Origin of the sequence: Ochrobactrum soli (assembly GCF_003664555.1) — a bacterium.
In the GTDB taxonomy this organism is placed as follows: Bacteria; Pseudomonadota; Alphaproteobacteria; order Rhizobiales; family Rhizobiaceae; genus Brucella; species Brucella teleogrylli.
On record NZ_RCHH01000002.1, the window covers coordinates 96,323 to 110,517 of the forward strand.

Genomic DNA, 14,195 nt, shown 5'->3' on the forward strand with positions numbered 1-14,195 from the left:
AAACAGTGCCATTTGCAGGCCGCCAGAGCCGAAATATTGCCGGTTCTAACGGATGCCCTTGGCGGAAAGCTCGACTACTTGGGCAGCCTTGTCCTTGGTGATCAGGTTCGGGCCGGAAGGCACATTGCCGCCGGGCATCAGGCCATATTTCGCATTGAGCGCCAGGAACGAAACCGGCAGATAACCTTGCAGGAACTGCTGCTGGTCGATGGCGAAGTCTGCCTGCCCCTTCTCGACGGCTTCAAGGAAGCCTGCCGACATATCGAAGGTTGCAACATGAATGCCGCTGCGGCCACTTTCTGCTGCCGCCTTCACGGCAGGCTCACCGGCAAGCGTCGCGTTAAGGGTCAGGATCGTATCGACCGCTGTGTCGGAGGCGAGCGCCGCGCGCACCTTGGCTTCATTTTCCGCCGGATCAGTGGAGGTCGGCAGAACGGTCACGTCACCGAAGCCTTCCTTGAAACCGGCGCAACGCTGGTCAAGCGAGACATTGCCCACTTCCTGATTGACACAGATACCTTTCTTGCCGCCGGCCTCTTTCAAGGCTTCGCCGGCGACCTTGCCCGCATCGAATTCATCCTGACCGACATGCAGCAGCGCGCCGAGTTTCTTGGAAGCATCGGAACCGGAGTTCATCGATATGACCGGAATACCAGCGGCGACGGCGCGCTGGATCGACGGCCCGAGCGCATCGGCATCCGGGATCGATACGACGATACCTTGCGGCTTCTGGTTGATGGCCGCATCGATAAGCTGGCCCATTTGCACCATGTCGAAGGTTTCCGGCGCGCGATAGTCAACCTTGGCACCCGTATCCTTGGCAGCTTCCGCCACACCATTCTTCACCACGGACCAGAACGGGTCCGATGCCTGACCATGGCTGACGACAACGATATTGATGTCAGCCGCATGTGCAGCGAATGACGCAGCCATGAGGGCCGCGCCAGCGACTGCCGATTTCAAAAGAGATTTCATGTTCACTCCTCCCATTGTCCGACGCTCCCCGCCGGTTTTCTCGATTTTCAGCCTTGTCGGTATCATCACGGTGACTTCCTCCAAGTCATGACCCGCAAATAAAGCGACTTCGGCTATTCAATAGAATGAAACAATCATTAGAAAATTCTCGTGGAATTATAATTCCATTTCTGCTAGCCCATGTCAATCGGATAAGCTCTCCCCGAAACGCATATTTTCCGACTGGATGATGCGTATTGCGGGCAGAACTTTGCCAGCATGTATGGTGTCAGCGCTTGGGAGGAAGGCATGGCAGTCGTTACAGGTCTGATCGGGTCCGGCTTTATGGGCAAGACCCATGCGCTGGCGCTTGCCAACGTCAATCGCATCTTCGACCTGCCTTTGCAGGTCGAGTTGCACACGCTGGCCGATATCGATGAAACAACCGCTGAGAAAGCCGCAAGACAACTGGGCTTTGCCCATGCGACCGGCAACTGGTGCGACCTGATTGCCGATCCGACAATCAACCTTATCGATATCACCACGCCCAACCGATTTCACAAGGAAATGGCGCTGGCGGCGATTGAAGCAGGCAAGCATGTTTATTGCGAAAAGCCACTTGCCCCCAGCGCAGCCGATTGTCTGGAAATGACGCTCGCGGCGGAGAAGAAAGGTGTCCAGACAGCCGTTGGTTTCAACTATCTCAAGAACCCGATGATCCGGCTGGCGAAAGACATTATAGACAGCGGTGAAATTGGAGAGGTCCGGAACTTTCGCGGCATCCATGCGGAAGATTTCATGGCCGATGCGCGCATTCCATGGACATGGCGACTGGACCCGGCTGGCGGCGGCGGTGCCCTTGCCGATATAGGTAGCCACATCATCGCTGCCGCGCGCTATCTGGTCGGCCCGATTGCCGAAGTCATGGGCAAGACCGTCACCGCCATTCGCGAGCGCCCGGACAGCGCCGATCCTTCACAAAGCAAGCCGGTTGAAGTGGACGATGTCTGCCATGCCATGATCAGTTTTTCCAATGGGGCGACCGGGACGCTGGAAGCAAGCTGGATCGCCAGCGGGCGCAAAATGCAGCATGACTTCGAAATCTCCGGCTCGAAAGGCGCGATCTTTTTCACGCAGGAGCGGTTCAACGAGTTGGACCTGTTTCTTCATGCCGACAAAAAAGGCCAGCAGGGTTTTCGCAAGATTTTTGCCGGTCCCGACCACGAACCCTATGGTTCGTTCTGCGTGGCGGCGGGACACCAGATCGGTTTCAACGACCTCAAGACCATCGAAGTGCGCGACTTCCTGCTGGCTATTGCTGGCCATAAAACCGGACATGCCGATTTCCGTGAAGGTTATGAAGTGCAAAAGACGCTGGAAACGATCTACGGTTCGGCGCGGGAACGCCAGTGGCGCAGAGTTTAAGCGCGGGACTTCGGCTGCACGATGAACTGCCCGTCGATATGCAGGATATGCGCCTCGATCCCGTAAACCTGCCGCAGCCGCTCCGGCGTCAGCACGTCCTGCGGCGGGCCATCCGCCGCAAGACGCCCGTTCTCGAGAATGATCAGCCGCGTGCAATATTGTGCCGCAAGGCCAAGCTCATGCAGCGAGGCGATCACCGTTCGGCCTTCCTGCGCAATTGCGGCAAAGTTTTCCATCAAGGCCAGTTGATGCGACGGATCAAGCCCGGCGACCGGCTCGTCGGCGAGGATCACAGGCGTATCCTGCGCCAGAACGCGGGCGATCAGCACCCGCGCCAGTTCACCGCCGGAAAGCGCGTTGGCTGGCCGCTCGGCAAAGGCTTCCACATCCATGCGCTGCATCGCCGAACGGATCAGCGCTTCATCGCCAGCGTCCAGCGAAGCAAAGCTTGGCTTCAGCGCCGACCGTCCCAATGACACCAGCATATGCGCGGAAACCGGCCAGGCGACATCGCGCTCCTGCGGCAGATAGGCAACCGCACCAGCTTTGTCGCGGGCGTTGAAATTGGCTATTCCTCGTCCATCGAGTGAAACCGCGCCATCTGCCCGAACAAGGCCGAGCATTGCTTTCAAAAGCGTGGTTTTGCCTGCGCCATTGGGTCCGATCAGGCCGATGAACTCGCCGGGGCCTGCATCGAAGCTGACGCGATCCAGCACGGTTTTCCCGCCCAGCGACACGCTGATATTTTGAACCGAGAGCACCGTCATACGAGTTGCCTGCGATATTTGAACACCAGCCACAGGAAGAATGGCGCGCCGATCAGGGCCGTGACGACGCCGAGCTTCAGTTCCCGTCCCGGCATGGCGACCCGCACCACTATATCGGCAGCAAGCAGCAAAGCCGCACCGCCCAAGCTACTCGCGACAAGCAGCCGCGATGGTCGCGCCCCGACCAGCGGTCGCAGCAGATGCGGCACCACAAGACCGACAAATCCGATAGCGCCCGCCACTGCCGTCGAAGCACCGACACAAAGCGCTGTGCCCAACACGGCCAGAAGCTGCGCGCGGGCCAGACTGACACCCATGCTGGCCGCTGCATCGGCACCGAGCGTCAGGCTGTCGAGCGCCCGCCCCAGCGACAGAAGCATGATCCAGCCAATGATGATGAACGGAACCACCAGCATCACATGGGTCATCGAGCGGTCTGCCAGCGAGCCGAGCATCCAGAACACGATTTCCATCGCTGCGAAGGGGTTGGGCGAAAGGTTGAGCGCCAGAGCAGTCAGCGCTCCGGCTAGGCTGGTCACCGCGACACCGGCCAGAATGACCGCCAATGTTCCGGCATTGCGCCCGGCCAGAAGCTTGACGAGAAAGACCGATGCGAATGCACCGGCCAGCGCCAGCAAAGGCAGGGCCAAGGGAAACAGCAGCGACAGCCCGGTATAAATGGCGATGACTGCGCCAAGCGAAGCCGAAGCGCTGACGCCGAGCAATCCGGGTTCTGCCAGCGGGTTTCGCAGATAGCCTTGCAGGGCCGCCCCAGAAAGCCCCAGCGACGCGCCGATCAGCAAAGCCAGCAAGGCGCGCGGCAGGCGGATCTCACGCATCACCAGCACGATGGCATCGCCCTCGCCGCTGAACAGCGCCCGGAGACTGTCGCTCACCGCAATATTGGCTGGCCCGGTCAGCAGCGACCACGCGAAAAGGACCGCCACAAGCACGGTAAGGCTGACGAGCAAAAGCACGAAACGAGTGTTTTCAGTCACGCGCCGCCTCGCCAAGTTTTTCCACCGCCTCAACACTGAACGGCCCGCCGCAAACGGTCAGATTATCGGGAAGCGTCATTGCTTTCGCCTCGCGCTCCAGCGCCTGCAAAGCCGGATGCCGGAAATTCTGGAAAGCCAGCCCCGGTGCGCGCTCGCTTGCACTGAGGACCAGCATATCTGGCTTTTCCATCACCAGCATTTCGAGAGGTAGCGCCGCAGGTCCGTTCACGCCAGCGCGGTCGGCGATATTGTCCAGCCCTGCCCGCTTGACCGCCTCGTCAATCAATGTGCCGCGCCCGGATGTGTAACTATTGGCGAAATAAAGCGCGACGGTCTTGCGTTGCTGCGGCTTTTCTATTGCCGCAAGTCTAGATCGCATGGAGGCGACCAGCGCTTCCGCCTGTTCTTCGCGTCCAAGCAACGCGCCCATCCGCCTTAGATGCGCTTCGATATCGTCAAACGAGCGCGCAGGCGTGAACTGTTCCACATGCAGGCCAAGCCTGCGCAGAAGATCGACCGTCACCTGCGATGAAAATGTGCCCGCCAGCACCAGATCGGGCTTCATGAGGAAAATCTCCTCTGCTTCAGCCCGATTAACCGGTATTGTCGCCGCCTGCACAGCCAGCACGGAAAGCTGCGGATCGCGCGACAGACGGGAAACCGACCGCAACTGTCCCGGCGCGGCCAGAAGCATGGCCAGTTGATCGGTGCAGACATTGATCGACACCACGCGCTGTGGCGGTGCAGCCTTGGCAGAAGAAAGAGCGACCGAAACCATGGCTGCCAGCGCCATAAGCCAGTTTGCGCCAAGGATCGTCGCTCTCGTCATCCGTCGATAAACCCTCAGAAATTCCGCGTCAGACCGATGTTGAAGGTACGGCCCGGCGCAATATAACCGGAGGTCGTCTGGTAGTCCTTGTCAAAGATGTTCTCGACCGAGAACTTCAGCTTTGACTGCTTGTCGACGGCATAAAGCGCCACGAAATCGGCGGTCACATAGCTGCCGAGCTTCCGCGTATTTGCGGCATCGGCATAGCGCGAACCGCCATAGAAGACGCGGCCCGTCAGGTCGAGACCTTCGAACGGCGTATAGTTCACTTCGGCGGTCGCCTTGAAACGTTCGCGATAGGCAAGATCGGTGTCGTTTTCTTCATCGATGGGTCGCTTGAAGTCCAGCACCCCCTTCACGCCCCATTGGTCATCGAAGCGATGCGCCAGCGTCGCCTCGAAACCTGTCACCTGAGCGCGCGCCACATTATAGGGCAGATAAGAAGGCGCGGTACTCATGATCGCATCGCGCAATTCATTGCGATAAAGCGCAAGATCAAGGCTGGTCGCCGCCGAAATCTGCCAGTTCAGCCCCACTTCATAGGAGCGTGACTTTTCCGGCTGCAGATCGGGATTGGCGAAACCGGGATAATAAAGCTCGTTGAATGTCGGCGCACGAAATCCGGTCGCATAGGACGACCGCACAACGAGGTCGGGTACAATCTCATAGCTCGCACCAATATTGTATGTCGTCACGTCGCCGAATTGCTGGTTGTGGTCGTAACGCACACCGCCATCGACGCGCAGCGCTTCATATTCCAGCGAATACTGCCCGAACACCGCCGCCAGATTGCGCCCCGTCTCGTCATAGGCGACGGTGGAATCGATCGTCTCGCGATAGGCTTCGACACCGCCGGTCACGACATGCTTTGCCTTGCCCGTTTCGAAACTTTTCTCGGTGGACGCGAAAACGCCGTAGCGCTTGGTTTCATAACGGTCGGAGCCGGAGACGCCCTTGCGGAAATCACGGCTGCTATCGATGCCCGAGCTGAACTCGACTGTCGAAGACCAGTCATCCGCGTGATCGATCCGCGTGCCGATCTTGCCAGAAAAGGCTGTGCTGTAGCCCTGATCGGCGGACGGATATTCGGAATCATACTGATTGCGGCCCCGGCTCAAAAGCCCGTCCGCATAGATCCTGCCCCAGTCAAAATCTTTTCCGAGCGAGAAGTTGAGCGAGCCTTGCAGGAAACCATCCCGGTCCGGTTCGTGTCCCCACGCATCGGGGCTGGTGAAATCATAGCCCTCGGTGCCGGTGATCGCCGCACCAAAGGCATAATCGACACCCGCAGCGCTCTGCCCTTGCACCGAACCGGAAGCATAGCCGCCCCAGGGATGGGTGACGCCCGTGGACAGGCTGCCGCACCATGAGCGCTCGCCACAAGCCCCGCCCTGCTTGGTGATGATGTTGATGACGCCGCCCATCGCATCCGCACCATATTGGGCCGAATGGCCGCCCTTGGCGATCTCGATGCGCTCGATGGACGTCAGCGGTATATTGGCCAGCGCCGTGGTTCCGTCCGTAGCCGATGCCGTGCGGACGCCATTGACTAGTACGACCGTCTGCTTGGACGACATGCCGCGCATATAGATGTCCGACTTCGACCCCTGCCCGCCATTCGCCTTGATCGAAACCCCGCTATAGGATTTCAGCAGTGATTGCAGATCGGGGGCCGCCGAACGCTCGATTTCAGCCGTGTCGATGACCGTTACCGACGAGGTGGATCGCTGCAACGACGTTGCGCGACGAAGCGGCGTGACAACAATCGTATCGAGAACCACGCTTGCATTGGCATCGCCCGCGCCGCTGGCGGTTTGGGCCGATGCGGCAAGCGGATTTGCAGCCGCAAAAGCAGCCGTCAGCAAAATGGATAATTTTGGAATATGCACCTGTATCGTCTCCTGCAAGGCGATATCGCCTGACCGCAGGTCGAAGAAATGGGGGATACCCTTTTCCCGTTCCGGCGGCAACATTTGTCCAATGTCACCGCTACGGAAAGCCGCGCCCCGACACGCCCCGCGTCGAAACTAGGTGACCGGATGCGGCAGGTCTCCTGACTTCCGGGTCGCCGCTGTTCTTCCGCCTTCCCGAGTGCAAAAACTGCTCTCAGTGGCTTGATCGCCTGAGCGATTGTGGAAGATAGCTCTCCGGTTACAGTTGCGGGGGCAGTCGCAGAATTGGCCAGATGGCCTCACCGCGTTCCCTTTTCATCCGCCTTTTACAGCGAAACCGTTTCCTGAAACGAGCCCTAGCAAGGCCGAGGCGGATTCGCAATGCGCCAAAAAGCGCGCTCCCCTGAATCGCATTCTCAACGAAGCGATTCAGGGCATTGTTTTCAAACATCTTTGGTTAGAGCATTTCCAGCCAAAGTGCGCAGCGCCTACGCGGGGAAATCGGTTCAATGGACTGATTTCTGATCCCGCTCCGATGCGCAGGATAATGCGTCAAAACGAATGGATAGAGCGGTTCCCACCGCTCTATCGCAGGAATGCCCGGAAGCGTTGCAGCGCGAAGTAAAACAGCACCGAACCGATGACGATCAGGGCCAGAAATTGCGGCCATACCACGCCGATCCCTGCCCCTCGGAACAGGATCGCCTGCGCCAATATGACGAAATGCGTGTTTGGAGCTACCAGCATGATGTTCTGGATGATGTCCGGCATGCTTTCCCGTGGCGTCATGCCGCCGGAAAGCACCTGCAACGGCATTAGCACCAGCATCAGCAACATGCCGAACTGCGGCATGGAGCCTGCAACCGTTGCCAGAAAAATGCCGAGGCTGGTGGTTGCGAAAAGCTGCAATGCGGCGCCAGCCAGAAACAGCAGAACCGATCCATAAATCGGCACCGCTAGCAGACCTTGCACTACAAAGATCAGCGCAAAGGCCGAAGCGACCAGCACGACCAGCCCCATGGACCAGACCTTGCTGACCATGATTTCAACCGGCGTCACCGGCATGACGAGCAAATGCTCGATGGTGCCATGCTCGCGCTCGCGGATCAGCGCAGCACCCGTCAGGATGATCGACAGCATGGTGACCGACGAAATGACATTGTTGATCGCGCCAAACCAGCTCTTGTTCAGATCCTGATTGAAGCGGGATCGCAAATTGAGATCGACCTTCGTATCCGCCGTGCCGCGACAACGGTTCAGGAACTCGTTCACCTCACTGGAGACGATGGACTGAACATAGCCACCGCCCGTAAAGGCCTGACTCATGCGAGTTGCATCCACATTGAGCTGGATGGTCGGCGAGCGCCCGGCCAGCAGATCGCGCTGAAAATTCGGCGGAATGTTCAGCGCGAAAGTGTCGAGCCCTTCATCCATGCGGCTGTCCATCTCGTAGGAAGAAATGAGTTTGGGCGGCACGAAATAAGGCGGGTAGAAAGCCGAGGTGATACGGTTTGAGACCGGCGATTGGTCTTCATCGACAATCGCGATAGCCGCATTGCTGAGATTTTCGGGCTGGGCCCGGGCAGAGGTATAGACCGCAAGCGTAAACGCATAGACGATCAGCAGCAGAAGCATAGGATCGCGGGCGAGACCGCGCAATTCCTTGATACCGAGCTGGAATATATTGGCTATCCGCATCTCAGCCCGCCTGTTTCTTGAGAAGGAGAATGGCCAGCACCATCAGCACCGGAATGGCGATCAGCAAGGGTATGAACGACCCGGCAAGATCGCCAAAATCAAGCGCCTTGGAGAAAACCCCGCGCGAGATGGTCACGAAATAGGTCGTCGGGTAAATCTTGCCGATGAATGCGCCCGCACCCTGCAATGACGAAACCGGATCGATGATGCCGGAATATTGCACCGCCGGAATGAGTGTCAGCAAGGCCGTCCCGAAAATGGCGGCAATCTGGCTGCTCATGAAGGTGGAAAGCACCAGACCCATGCCGGTCGCGATGATGACATAGAGCAGCGCCGCCGCTGCATAGGTGAGGAAACTGCCGGTAAACGGCACCCGGAAGATGAAGACAGCAAAGGCTGTCAGCATCAGGAAGTTGAGGAAGGCGAGTGCGATATAGGGCAATTGCTTGCCGAACAGGAACTCGAATTTGGTCACCGGCGTCACATAGAAATTGATGATAGAGCCCAGCTCCTTTTCGCGCACCACGCTCAAAACCGCGAGCATGGCCGGGATCATCAAAAGCAGCATTGGAATGACTGCTGGAACCATCGCCACCAGACTCTGGACATCGGGATTGTAGCGATAGCGAATTTCCAGATTGAAATTGCCGACCGTCGCCGCATTGCCATAAAGCTCGCGCGCCTTTTGCGTCAGCCAGTTGGCATGCATGCCTTGCACATAGCCGCGCACCGTTTCAGCGCGGGTGGGCATGGCACCGTCGATCCAGGCCGCCACCTCGACAGGCCGCCCATGCGCGATATTTGCGCCGAAACGTGGCGGTATCTCGATGGCAAGGCTAATCTCGCCGTTGCGCATCCGCCGGTCGAGATCGTCATAATCGGTAATCGGCGGCATTTCAGTGAAATAGCGCGACCCGGCAATCTGCTGCGTATAATCGCGGCTGACCGTCGTATCGTCGCGGTCCAGAACCGCAAATGTCAGGTTTTCGACATTGAGATTGATGCCGTAACCGATCACAAACATCAAAATCACCGTACCAAGAATGGCGAGTGTCGCGCGGATTGGATCGCGCTTCAATTCCAGCGCCTCGCGCCGTGTATAAGCCAGCATGCGGCGCGGATTGGGAAGCCAACTCGGTTGAGGCTTGGGAGGACTGACGGCAGCCTGAACCGGCGCTGGTGCCTCTTCCGTAACAGGTGCTGCCGGTTGCGGCGTCTCGCCGATGGCTTCGGTCAGATAGGCGATAAAGGCTTCTTCCAAGGTCGCCGCATTGCGGCTTGCCGTGATCGCTTTCGGCGTGTCGCTGATCAGCACCTTGCCCGCATGCATCAATGAAATGCGGTCGCACAACTCCGCTTCATTCATGAAGTGGGTCGAGACGAAAATCGTCACATTATCCTTGCGCGACAGGTCGGCCAGAATTTCCCAGAAAGCATCACGCGCCACCGGGTCCACACCGGAAGTCGGCTCATCGAGAATGAGAATATCCGGCGAATGAATCAGCGCCACCGCCAAAGACAGGCGCTGGCGAATACCAAGCGGCATGGAATCCGGCAATTCGTCCATCACTCCGGACAGATCGAAACGCTCGGAAAGTTCCTTGATGCGCCGCGCGGTCAGTTCCGGCTCCATGCCGAAAAGCTTGGCATGCAGTTCCAGATTCTGGAGAACCGTCAGCTCGGAATAAAGCGAAAAGGCCTGCGACATGTAGCCGACGCGCCGCCTGATATCGATATCCTTCGGATCGACCTCGCGCCCGAACAACCGTGCAATGCCGTCGCTGGCGGGCAGAAGGCCGGTCAGCACCTTCATGGTGGTGGATTTGCCGCAGCCATTCGAACCGAGGAACCCGAAAATTTCGCCGCGTGGAATGCGGAAGCTCACATTATCGACCGCCGTGAAATTGCCGAACCGAACCGTGACATGTTCGGCTTCAATGGCGATCTCGGCATCGGCACCCGGCGCGCGCGGCGGAATGACGATTTCCTTGTGCCCCTGCCGCAATTCCTCCGGCAGCAAAGCGATGAAGGCCGCATCGAGATTGGGCGTTTTAGTGCGTTCGAGAAGCTCCCGCGGCGTGCCCGTTGCCAATATCTGCCCGTCATTCATCGCGACAAGCCAGTCAAAACGCTCCGCTTCCTCCATATAGGCGGTCGCGACGATGACACTCATCCCCGGACGGTCCTTGCGGATATCGTCGATCAGTTCCCAGAACTGCCGGCGCGACAGGGGATCGACGCCAGTGGTCGGTTCATCGAGGATCAGCAGATCAGGATCGTGGATCAGCGAACAGCAGAGGCTCGTCTTCTGTTTCATGCCGCCCGAGAGCTTGCCTGCCGGGCGATCCGCAAAGGGTGACATGCCAGTGCGCGCCAGAAGATCGGCAATGCGTCGCTCCCGCTCCTGCCTGTCATGGCCGAACAACCGTCCGAAAAAATCAATATTCTCGAAAACCGAGAGCGTCGGATAAAGGTTCTTGCCAAGACCTTGCGGCATATAGGCGATGCGCGGATAGGCAGATTCGCGATGCTTCCGATCGGCAATATCGCCGCCCAGCACCTCAATGTGGCCTTCCTGCATGCTGCGCGCGCCTGAAACCAGCGACAGCAGGCTCGATTTGCCGACGCCGTCGGGACCGATCAGGCCGATCATGCGCCCTGCGGGGATATCGAGATCAACATCGCGCAGCGCCTGCGCAGCGCCATAGGACAATTTTACGCCCTTTGCGCGAACGACAAAACTGTCGCCTCCCGCCTCAGACTGGACCGAAGCGTCACTCATTTTACGGTTTCCGCGAGGTTCTTCGGCCATTCAGCAGCGGGGTCAAGCTTCACATAGGCCATGCCCGGTAGCCCGGTCTTCACCTGCTGGATATATTTCTGAAGCAGTTCCGGCGAAATCTTTGCCTTGACGCGGAACATCAGCTTCTGGCGTTCCTCCTCGGTTTCAACCGTCTTCGGCGTGAACTGCGCCACATCGGCCACGAAGGAAATCGTGGCTGGAATGACATATTGCGGCGCAGCATCCAGCACGATGCGGGCTTCGGCGCCGATTGCGACACGACCGGCCTGCGCGGTCGGCAGGAAAAACGTCATATAGACATCGCCAAGGTCAACGAGGTTGAGAACGCGACCGCCAGCCGAAAGGACTTCGCCGGGCTGGGCAACACGATATTGCACCCGCCCCGCCGTTGGCGCGACCAGCGTTGCGTCGTTGATATCCGCCATGATGCTGGCAATCGCCGCCTTGGCGGCTTCCACCGATGCCTCGGCATCGACAACCTGCGCCTTGGCGGCATTGATGGCCGCGTCGCTTGCCGCAAGCTGCGCCTTGGCAGCCTCGACCGCTGCCTGCGCGCCTTGCGCACTGGCGCGGTCATCATCGAGAACCTGTTCGGAGACGGTTCGCGATTGGGTCAACGCCTGCGAACGTGCCAGACGCCGCTGTGCCGCATCGAGTTGCGCATTGCGCTGGGCGACCGTCGCCTGATTGGCGGCAAATTCCGCCTGTCGCTGTATGACGAGGCTCTGCGCCGTCTCGATGCCGATCTGCGCCCGGCGCAATTGCGCTTCCGCCTGTGCGCGCTGGCTTTCCAGCTGATCGGTATCCATGCGCGCAAGGATATCGCCCTGTTTGACGAATGAACCCTCATTGGCAAGTATTTCGCGGATACGACCGGGGCTCTTGGTCGAAATATCGATCTCGGTTGCTTCGATACGGCCATTGCCCGAGGCAATCCCATCGGGCAATCCGCTGCCGTTCAGCGCCTTCCAGGCATAGTAACCACCAGCAGCCAGCGCCACCACCACTGCAGCCACAATCCATTGCTTGCGGTTGGAACTCATGCGAAACACCCTTTTTGCAATATCTACGACAATGCCGGCATTATTCCCGAGTTAGTTCAAGGCATTGGCAGGCGATCCCCATTGTCGGGCTGTTCGCAATCCCACCGCCCCGCTCGATAGTCATCGGAGAACCATATGGTTGAGGATATGGAACAACTGCACAGGTTGACAACCAGCGAATGCTAATAAACGCGGGATAAAGTAAATGCCGTTGCGGCCCTGCTTATAGGCCGCGAATTTCAATCGCTTTGACCTTGATCAATAGACGCTAAAATACTGGCAATTTCTTCAAAATACTCGACCGACGAGAAGCGCGGGTGCCGATTTGGTGAAATAGAGGGGCAACGCCGACAGCACCCGCTGGCTGTCGAAAACGGCGTTACGAAAGATCGCGCTGGTATGCGCTCGACAGATTTGATGAAGGCCGGGATGCCATTTAGGGCCGGACATCCCGGTCGCCGATTCTGGTGGAAACCAGCAACGGCAGAAGCATTAGCAACTCTGCGGGAAGCGCACTTTGATCAGGATCAAAGATGCGCGGTGAAACGCGCTATTTCTGGCCGCACTTGCCCCACGTCTTCTTCAAATAATCCGATACGTTCTTCAGTTTTGGGTCGGACAGAAATCCCTGTCGAAACAGGATGCTGCCCTTCACTTCCGGCAGCGACTGGTTCAGTTCCAGCTGGCGCTTGATCTCGCTTAAGCCGCCACCTGCCTGCCAGCCCGGCTCCGACGCGGTTGCGGTTCCGGCGCGATAAAGCGCCATGCCGATGTAAAGATCAGTCTTGGTGCCGCGCACCGTATCCGCCCACCATTTGACGATCGTGTCGTAGGACACGGCCTTGCGTCCGAACGACCAGTAAACCTGCGGCGCGATATAATCGATCAGGCCGTCCTTGACCCAGCGTCTCGTATCGGCGAAATCGCCGTCATAATTCGTCTTGCCCGCGCGCGTGGCAGACCCTAGCGGATCGTCGGCCTTGTTGCGCCAGACCCCACCGGGGCTGATGCCAAAGCGCACATTCGGCTTGATCGACTTGATCTTGTCGGAAATTTCCTGAACCAAAGTATAGGTATTGTAACGTCGCCAGTCATATTTGCTGGCAAAGCGTGTACCGAAACGCGCATAGGTCTTGTCGTCATCGAGAGGCGAGGACGCGGTTTCATAATAGAAATAATCGTCGAACTGGATTCCATCGACATTGTATTTCTGCACGACCTCGGCGGTGATGTTCGTCACCCATTGGCGAACGGCGGGAATGCCGGGATCGAGAACATAGCGATCCGCCGACACGCCGACCCAGCTTGGATGCGTCTTGTAGACGCTCGGCGGCGAATCCTTGGACGAGTTCTTCAATTCCTTGCGCGTGGATGCCTTGACGTCCATCGAAACCCGATAGGGATTGAGCCAGGCATGCAGTTCGATGCCGCGCTTGTGCGCCTGCTCAATGGCAAACTGCAACGGATCAAAGCCGGGGTTTTTGCCGAGCGTCCCGGTCAGATAGGACGACCACGGCAGATAGGATGACGCATAGAATGCATCCGCTGCTGGCGACACCTGAAACACCACCGCATTGATTCCGTGTTCCGACGCCTCGTTGAAGAGGTTCGCCAGCTCCTGTTTTTGCCGCCGGATGCGTTCATCGTCATTTTCGATTTTCGTTGACGCCCGCGATGGCCAGTCGAGATTGAGAACCGTGGCGATCCAGCTTGCCTGAAACGCATCGCAATGGGGTGATATGGGCGGCGATATGTCGAGAGGCATGGGCATTCCGCTTTTGATTTT

Annotated in this window: 10 protein-coding genes and 1 riboswitch; of the genes, 1 reads left to right on the forward strand and 9 read right to left on the reverse strand. The window is 58.4% G+C overall.

The window, feature by feature from the left end; genetic code table 11:
• Nucleotides 1-45 precede the first annotated feature (45 nt).
• Complete coding sequence (locus D8666_RS03895) at nucleotides 46-975, reverse strand: sugar ABC transporter substrate-binding protein (protein WP_109369351.1); 930 nt, start codon at nucleotides 973-975, stop codon at nucleotides 46-48.
• Nucleotides 976-1,263: 288 nt separating this feature from the next.
• Here D8666_RS03895 and D8666_RS03900 point away from each other — a divergent pair, with 288 nt between their 5' ends.
• Nucleotides 1,264-2,379, forward strand: a complete 1,116-nt coding sequence (locus D8666_RS03900) for a Gfo/Idh/MocA family protein (RefSeq protein WP_109370258.1) — start codon at nucleotides 1,264-1,266, stop codon at nucleotides 2,377-2,379.
• Here the strand turns inward: D8666_RS03900 and D8666_RS03905 are convergent.
• The 8 genes from D8666_RS03905 to D8666_RS03940 form a co-directional block, all read right to left on the reverse strand.
• Complete coding sequence (locus tag D8666_RS03905; RefSeq protein WP_121536352.1) at nucleotides 2,376-3,146, reverse strand: ABC transporter ATP-binding protein; 771 nt, start codon at nucleotides 3,144-3,146, stop codon at nucleotides 2,376-2,378. The two genes, D8666_RS03900 and D8666_RS03905, sit on opposite strands and share 4 nt — an antisense overlap.
• Nucleotides 3,143-4,144 (reverse strand): FecCD family ABC transporter permease, encoded by a 1,002-nt coding sequence (locus tag D8666_RS03910; protein WP_109369353.1) that lies wholly within the window; start codon nucleotides 4,142-4,144, stop codon nucleotides 3,143-3,145. Before D8666_RS03910 ends, D8666_RS03905 begins: the two co-directional genes overlap by 4 nt.
• Nucleotides 4,137-4,973: an ABC transporter substrate-binding protein gene (locus tag D8666_RS03915; protein WP_109369354.1), complete on the reverse strand. Its 837-nt coding sequence runs from the start codon at nucleotides 4,971-4,973 to the stop codon at nucleotides 4,137-4,139. The genes D8666_RS03910 and D8666_RS03915 overlap by 8 nt, the downstream gene beginning before the upstream one ends.
• A 14-nt stretch (nucleotides 4,974-4,987) precedes the next feature.
• On the reverse strand, nucleotides 4,988-6,862 hold the full coding sequence (locus D8666_RS03920) for a TonB-dependent receptor domain-containing protein (protein ID WP_109370259.1): 1,875 nt from the start codon (nucleotides 6,860-6,862) through the stop codon (nucleotides 4,988-4,990).
• A 137-nt stretch (nucleotides 6,863-6,999) separates the two neighbouring features.
• A riboswitch (cobalamin riboswitch) is annotated at nucleotides 7,000-7,222 on the reverse strand.
• A gap of 228 nt (nucleotides 7,223-7,450) precedes the next feature.
• Nucleotides 7,451-8,563 carry an ABC transporter permease gene (locus D8666_RS03925; RefSeq protein ID WP_121536354.1) on the reverse strand — a complete coding sequence of 371 codons (1,113 nt, stop codon included), beginning with the start codon at nucleotides 8,561-8,563 and terminating at the stop codon, nucleotides 7,451-7,453.
• Nucleotide 8,564: 1 nt separating this feature from the next.
• Nucleotides 8,565-11,375, reverse strand: coding sequence for a ribosome-associated ATPase/putative transporter RbbA (gene rbbA / locus D8666_RS03930; RefSeq protein WP_371830790.1), 2,811 nt, complete (start codon nucleotides 11,373-11,375; stop codon nucleotides 8,565-8,567).
• A complete protein-coding gene (locus D8666_RS03935) occupies nucleotides 11,342-12,409 on the reverse strand; it encodes an HlyD family secretion protein (RefSeq protein ID WP_109369357.1) in 1,068 nt (355 codons plus the stop codon). Before D8666_RS03935 ends, rbbA begins: the two co-directional genes overlap by 34 nt.
• A 550-nt stretch (nucleotides 12,410-12,959) precedes the next feature.
• Nucleotides 12,960-14,174, reverse strand: coding sequence for a glycoside hydrolase family 10-like protein (locus tag D8666_RS03940; protein ID WP_235858885.1), 1,215 nt, complete (start codon nucleotides 14,172-14,174; stop codon nucleotides 12,960-12,962).
• Nucleotides 14,175-14,195 lie beyond the last annotated feature (21 nt).

Coding starts and splice junctions, on each gene's coding strand:
- D8666_RS03915 (WP_109369354.1), bottom strand. CDS start 4,973: ATGACGAGAGCGACGATCCTTGGCGCAAACTGGCTTATGGCGCTGGCA.
- D8666_RS03940 (WP_235858885.1), bottom strand. CDS start 14,174: ATGCCTCTCGACATATCGCCGCCCATATCACCCCATTGCGATGCGTTT.
- rbbA (WP_371830790.1), bottom strand. CDS start 11,375: ATGGCCGAAGAACCTCGCGGAAACCGTAAAATGAGTGACGCTTCGGTC.
- D8666_RS03900 (WP_109370258.1), top strand. CDS start 1,264: ATGGCAGTCGTTACAGGTCTGATCGGGTCCGGCTTTATGGGCAAGACC.
- D8666_RS03905 (WP_121536352.1), bottom strand. CDS start 3,146: ATGACGGTGCTCTCGGTTCAAAATATCAGCGTGTCGCTGGGCGGGAAA.
- D8666_RS03935 (WP_109369357.1), bottom strand. CDS start 12,409: ATGAGTTCCAACCGCAAGCAATGGATTGTGGCTGCAGTGGTGGTGGCG.
- D8666_RS03925 (WP_121536354.1), bottom strand. CDS start 8,563: ATGCGGATAGCCAATATATTCCAGCTCGGTATCAAGGAATTGCGCGGT.
- D8666_RS03895 (WP_109369351.1), bottom strand. CDS start 975: ATGAAATCTCTTTTGAAATCGGCAGTCGCTGGCGCGGCCCTCATGGCT.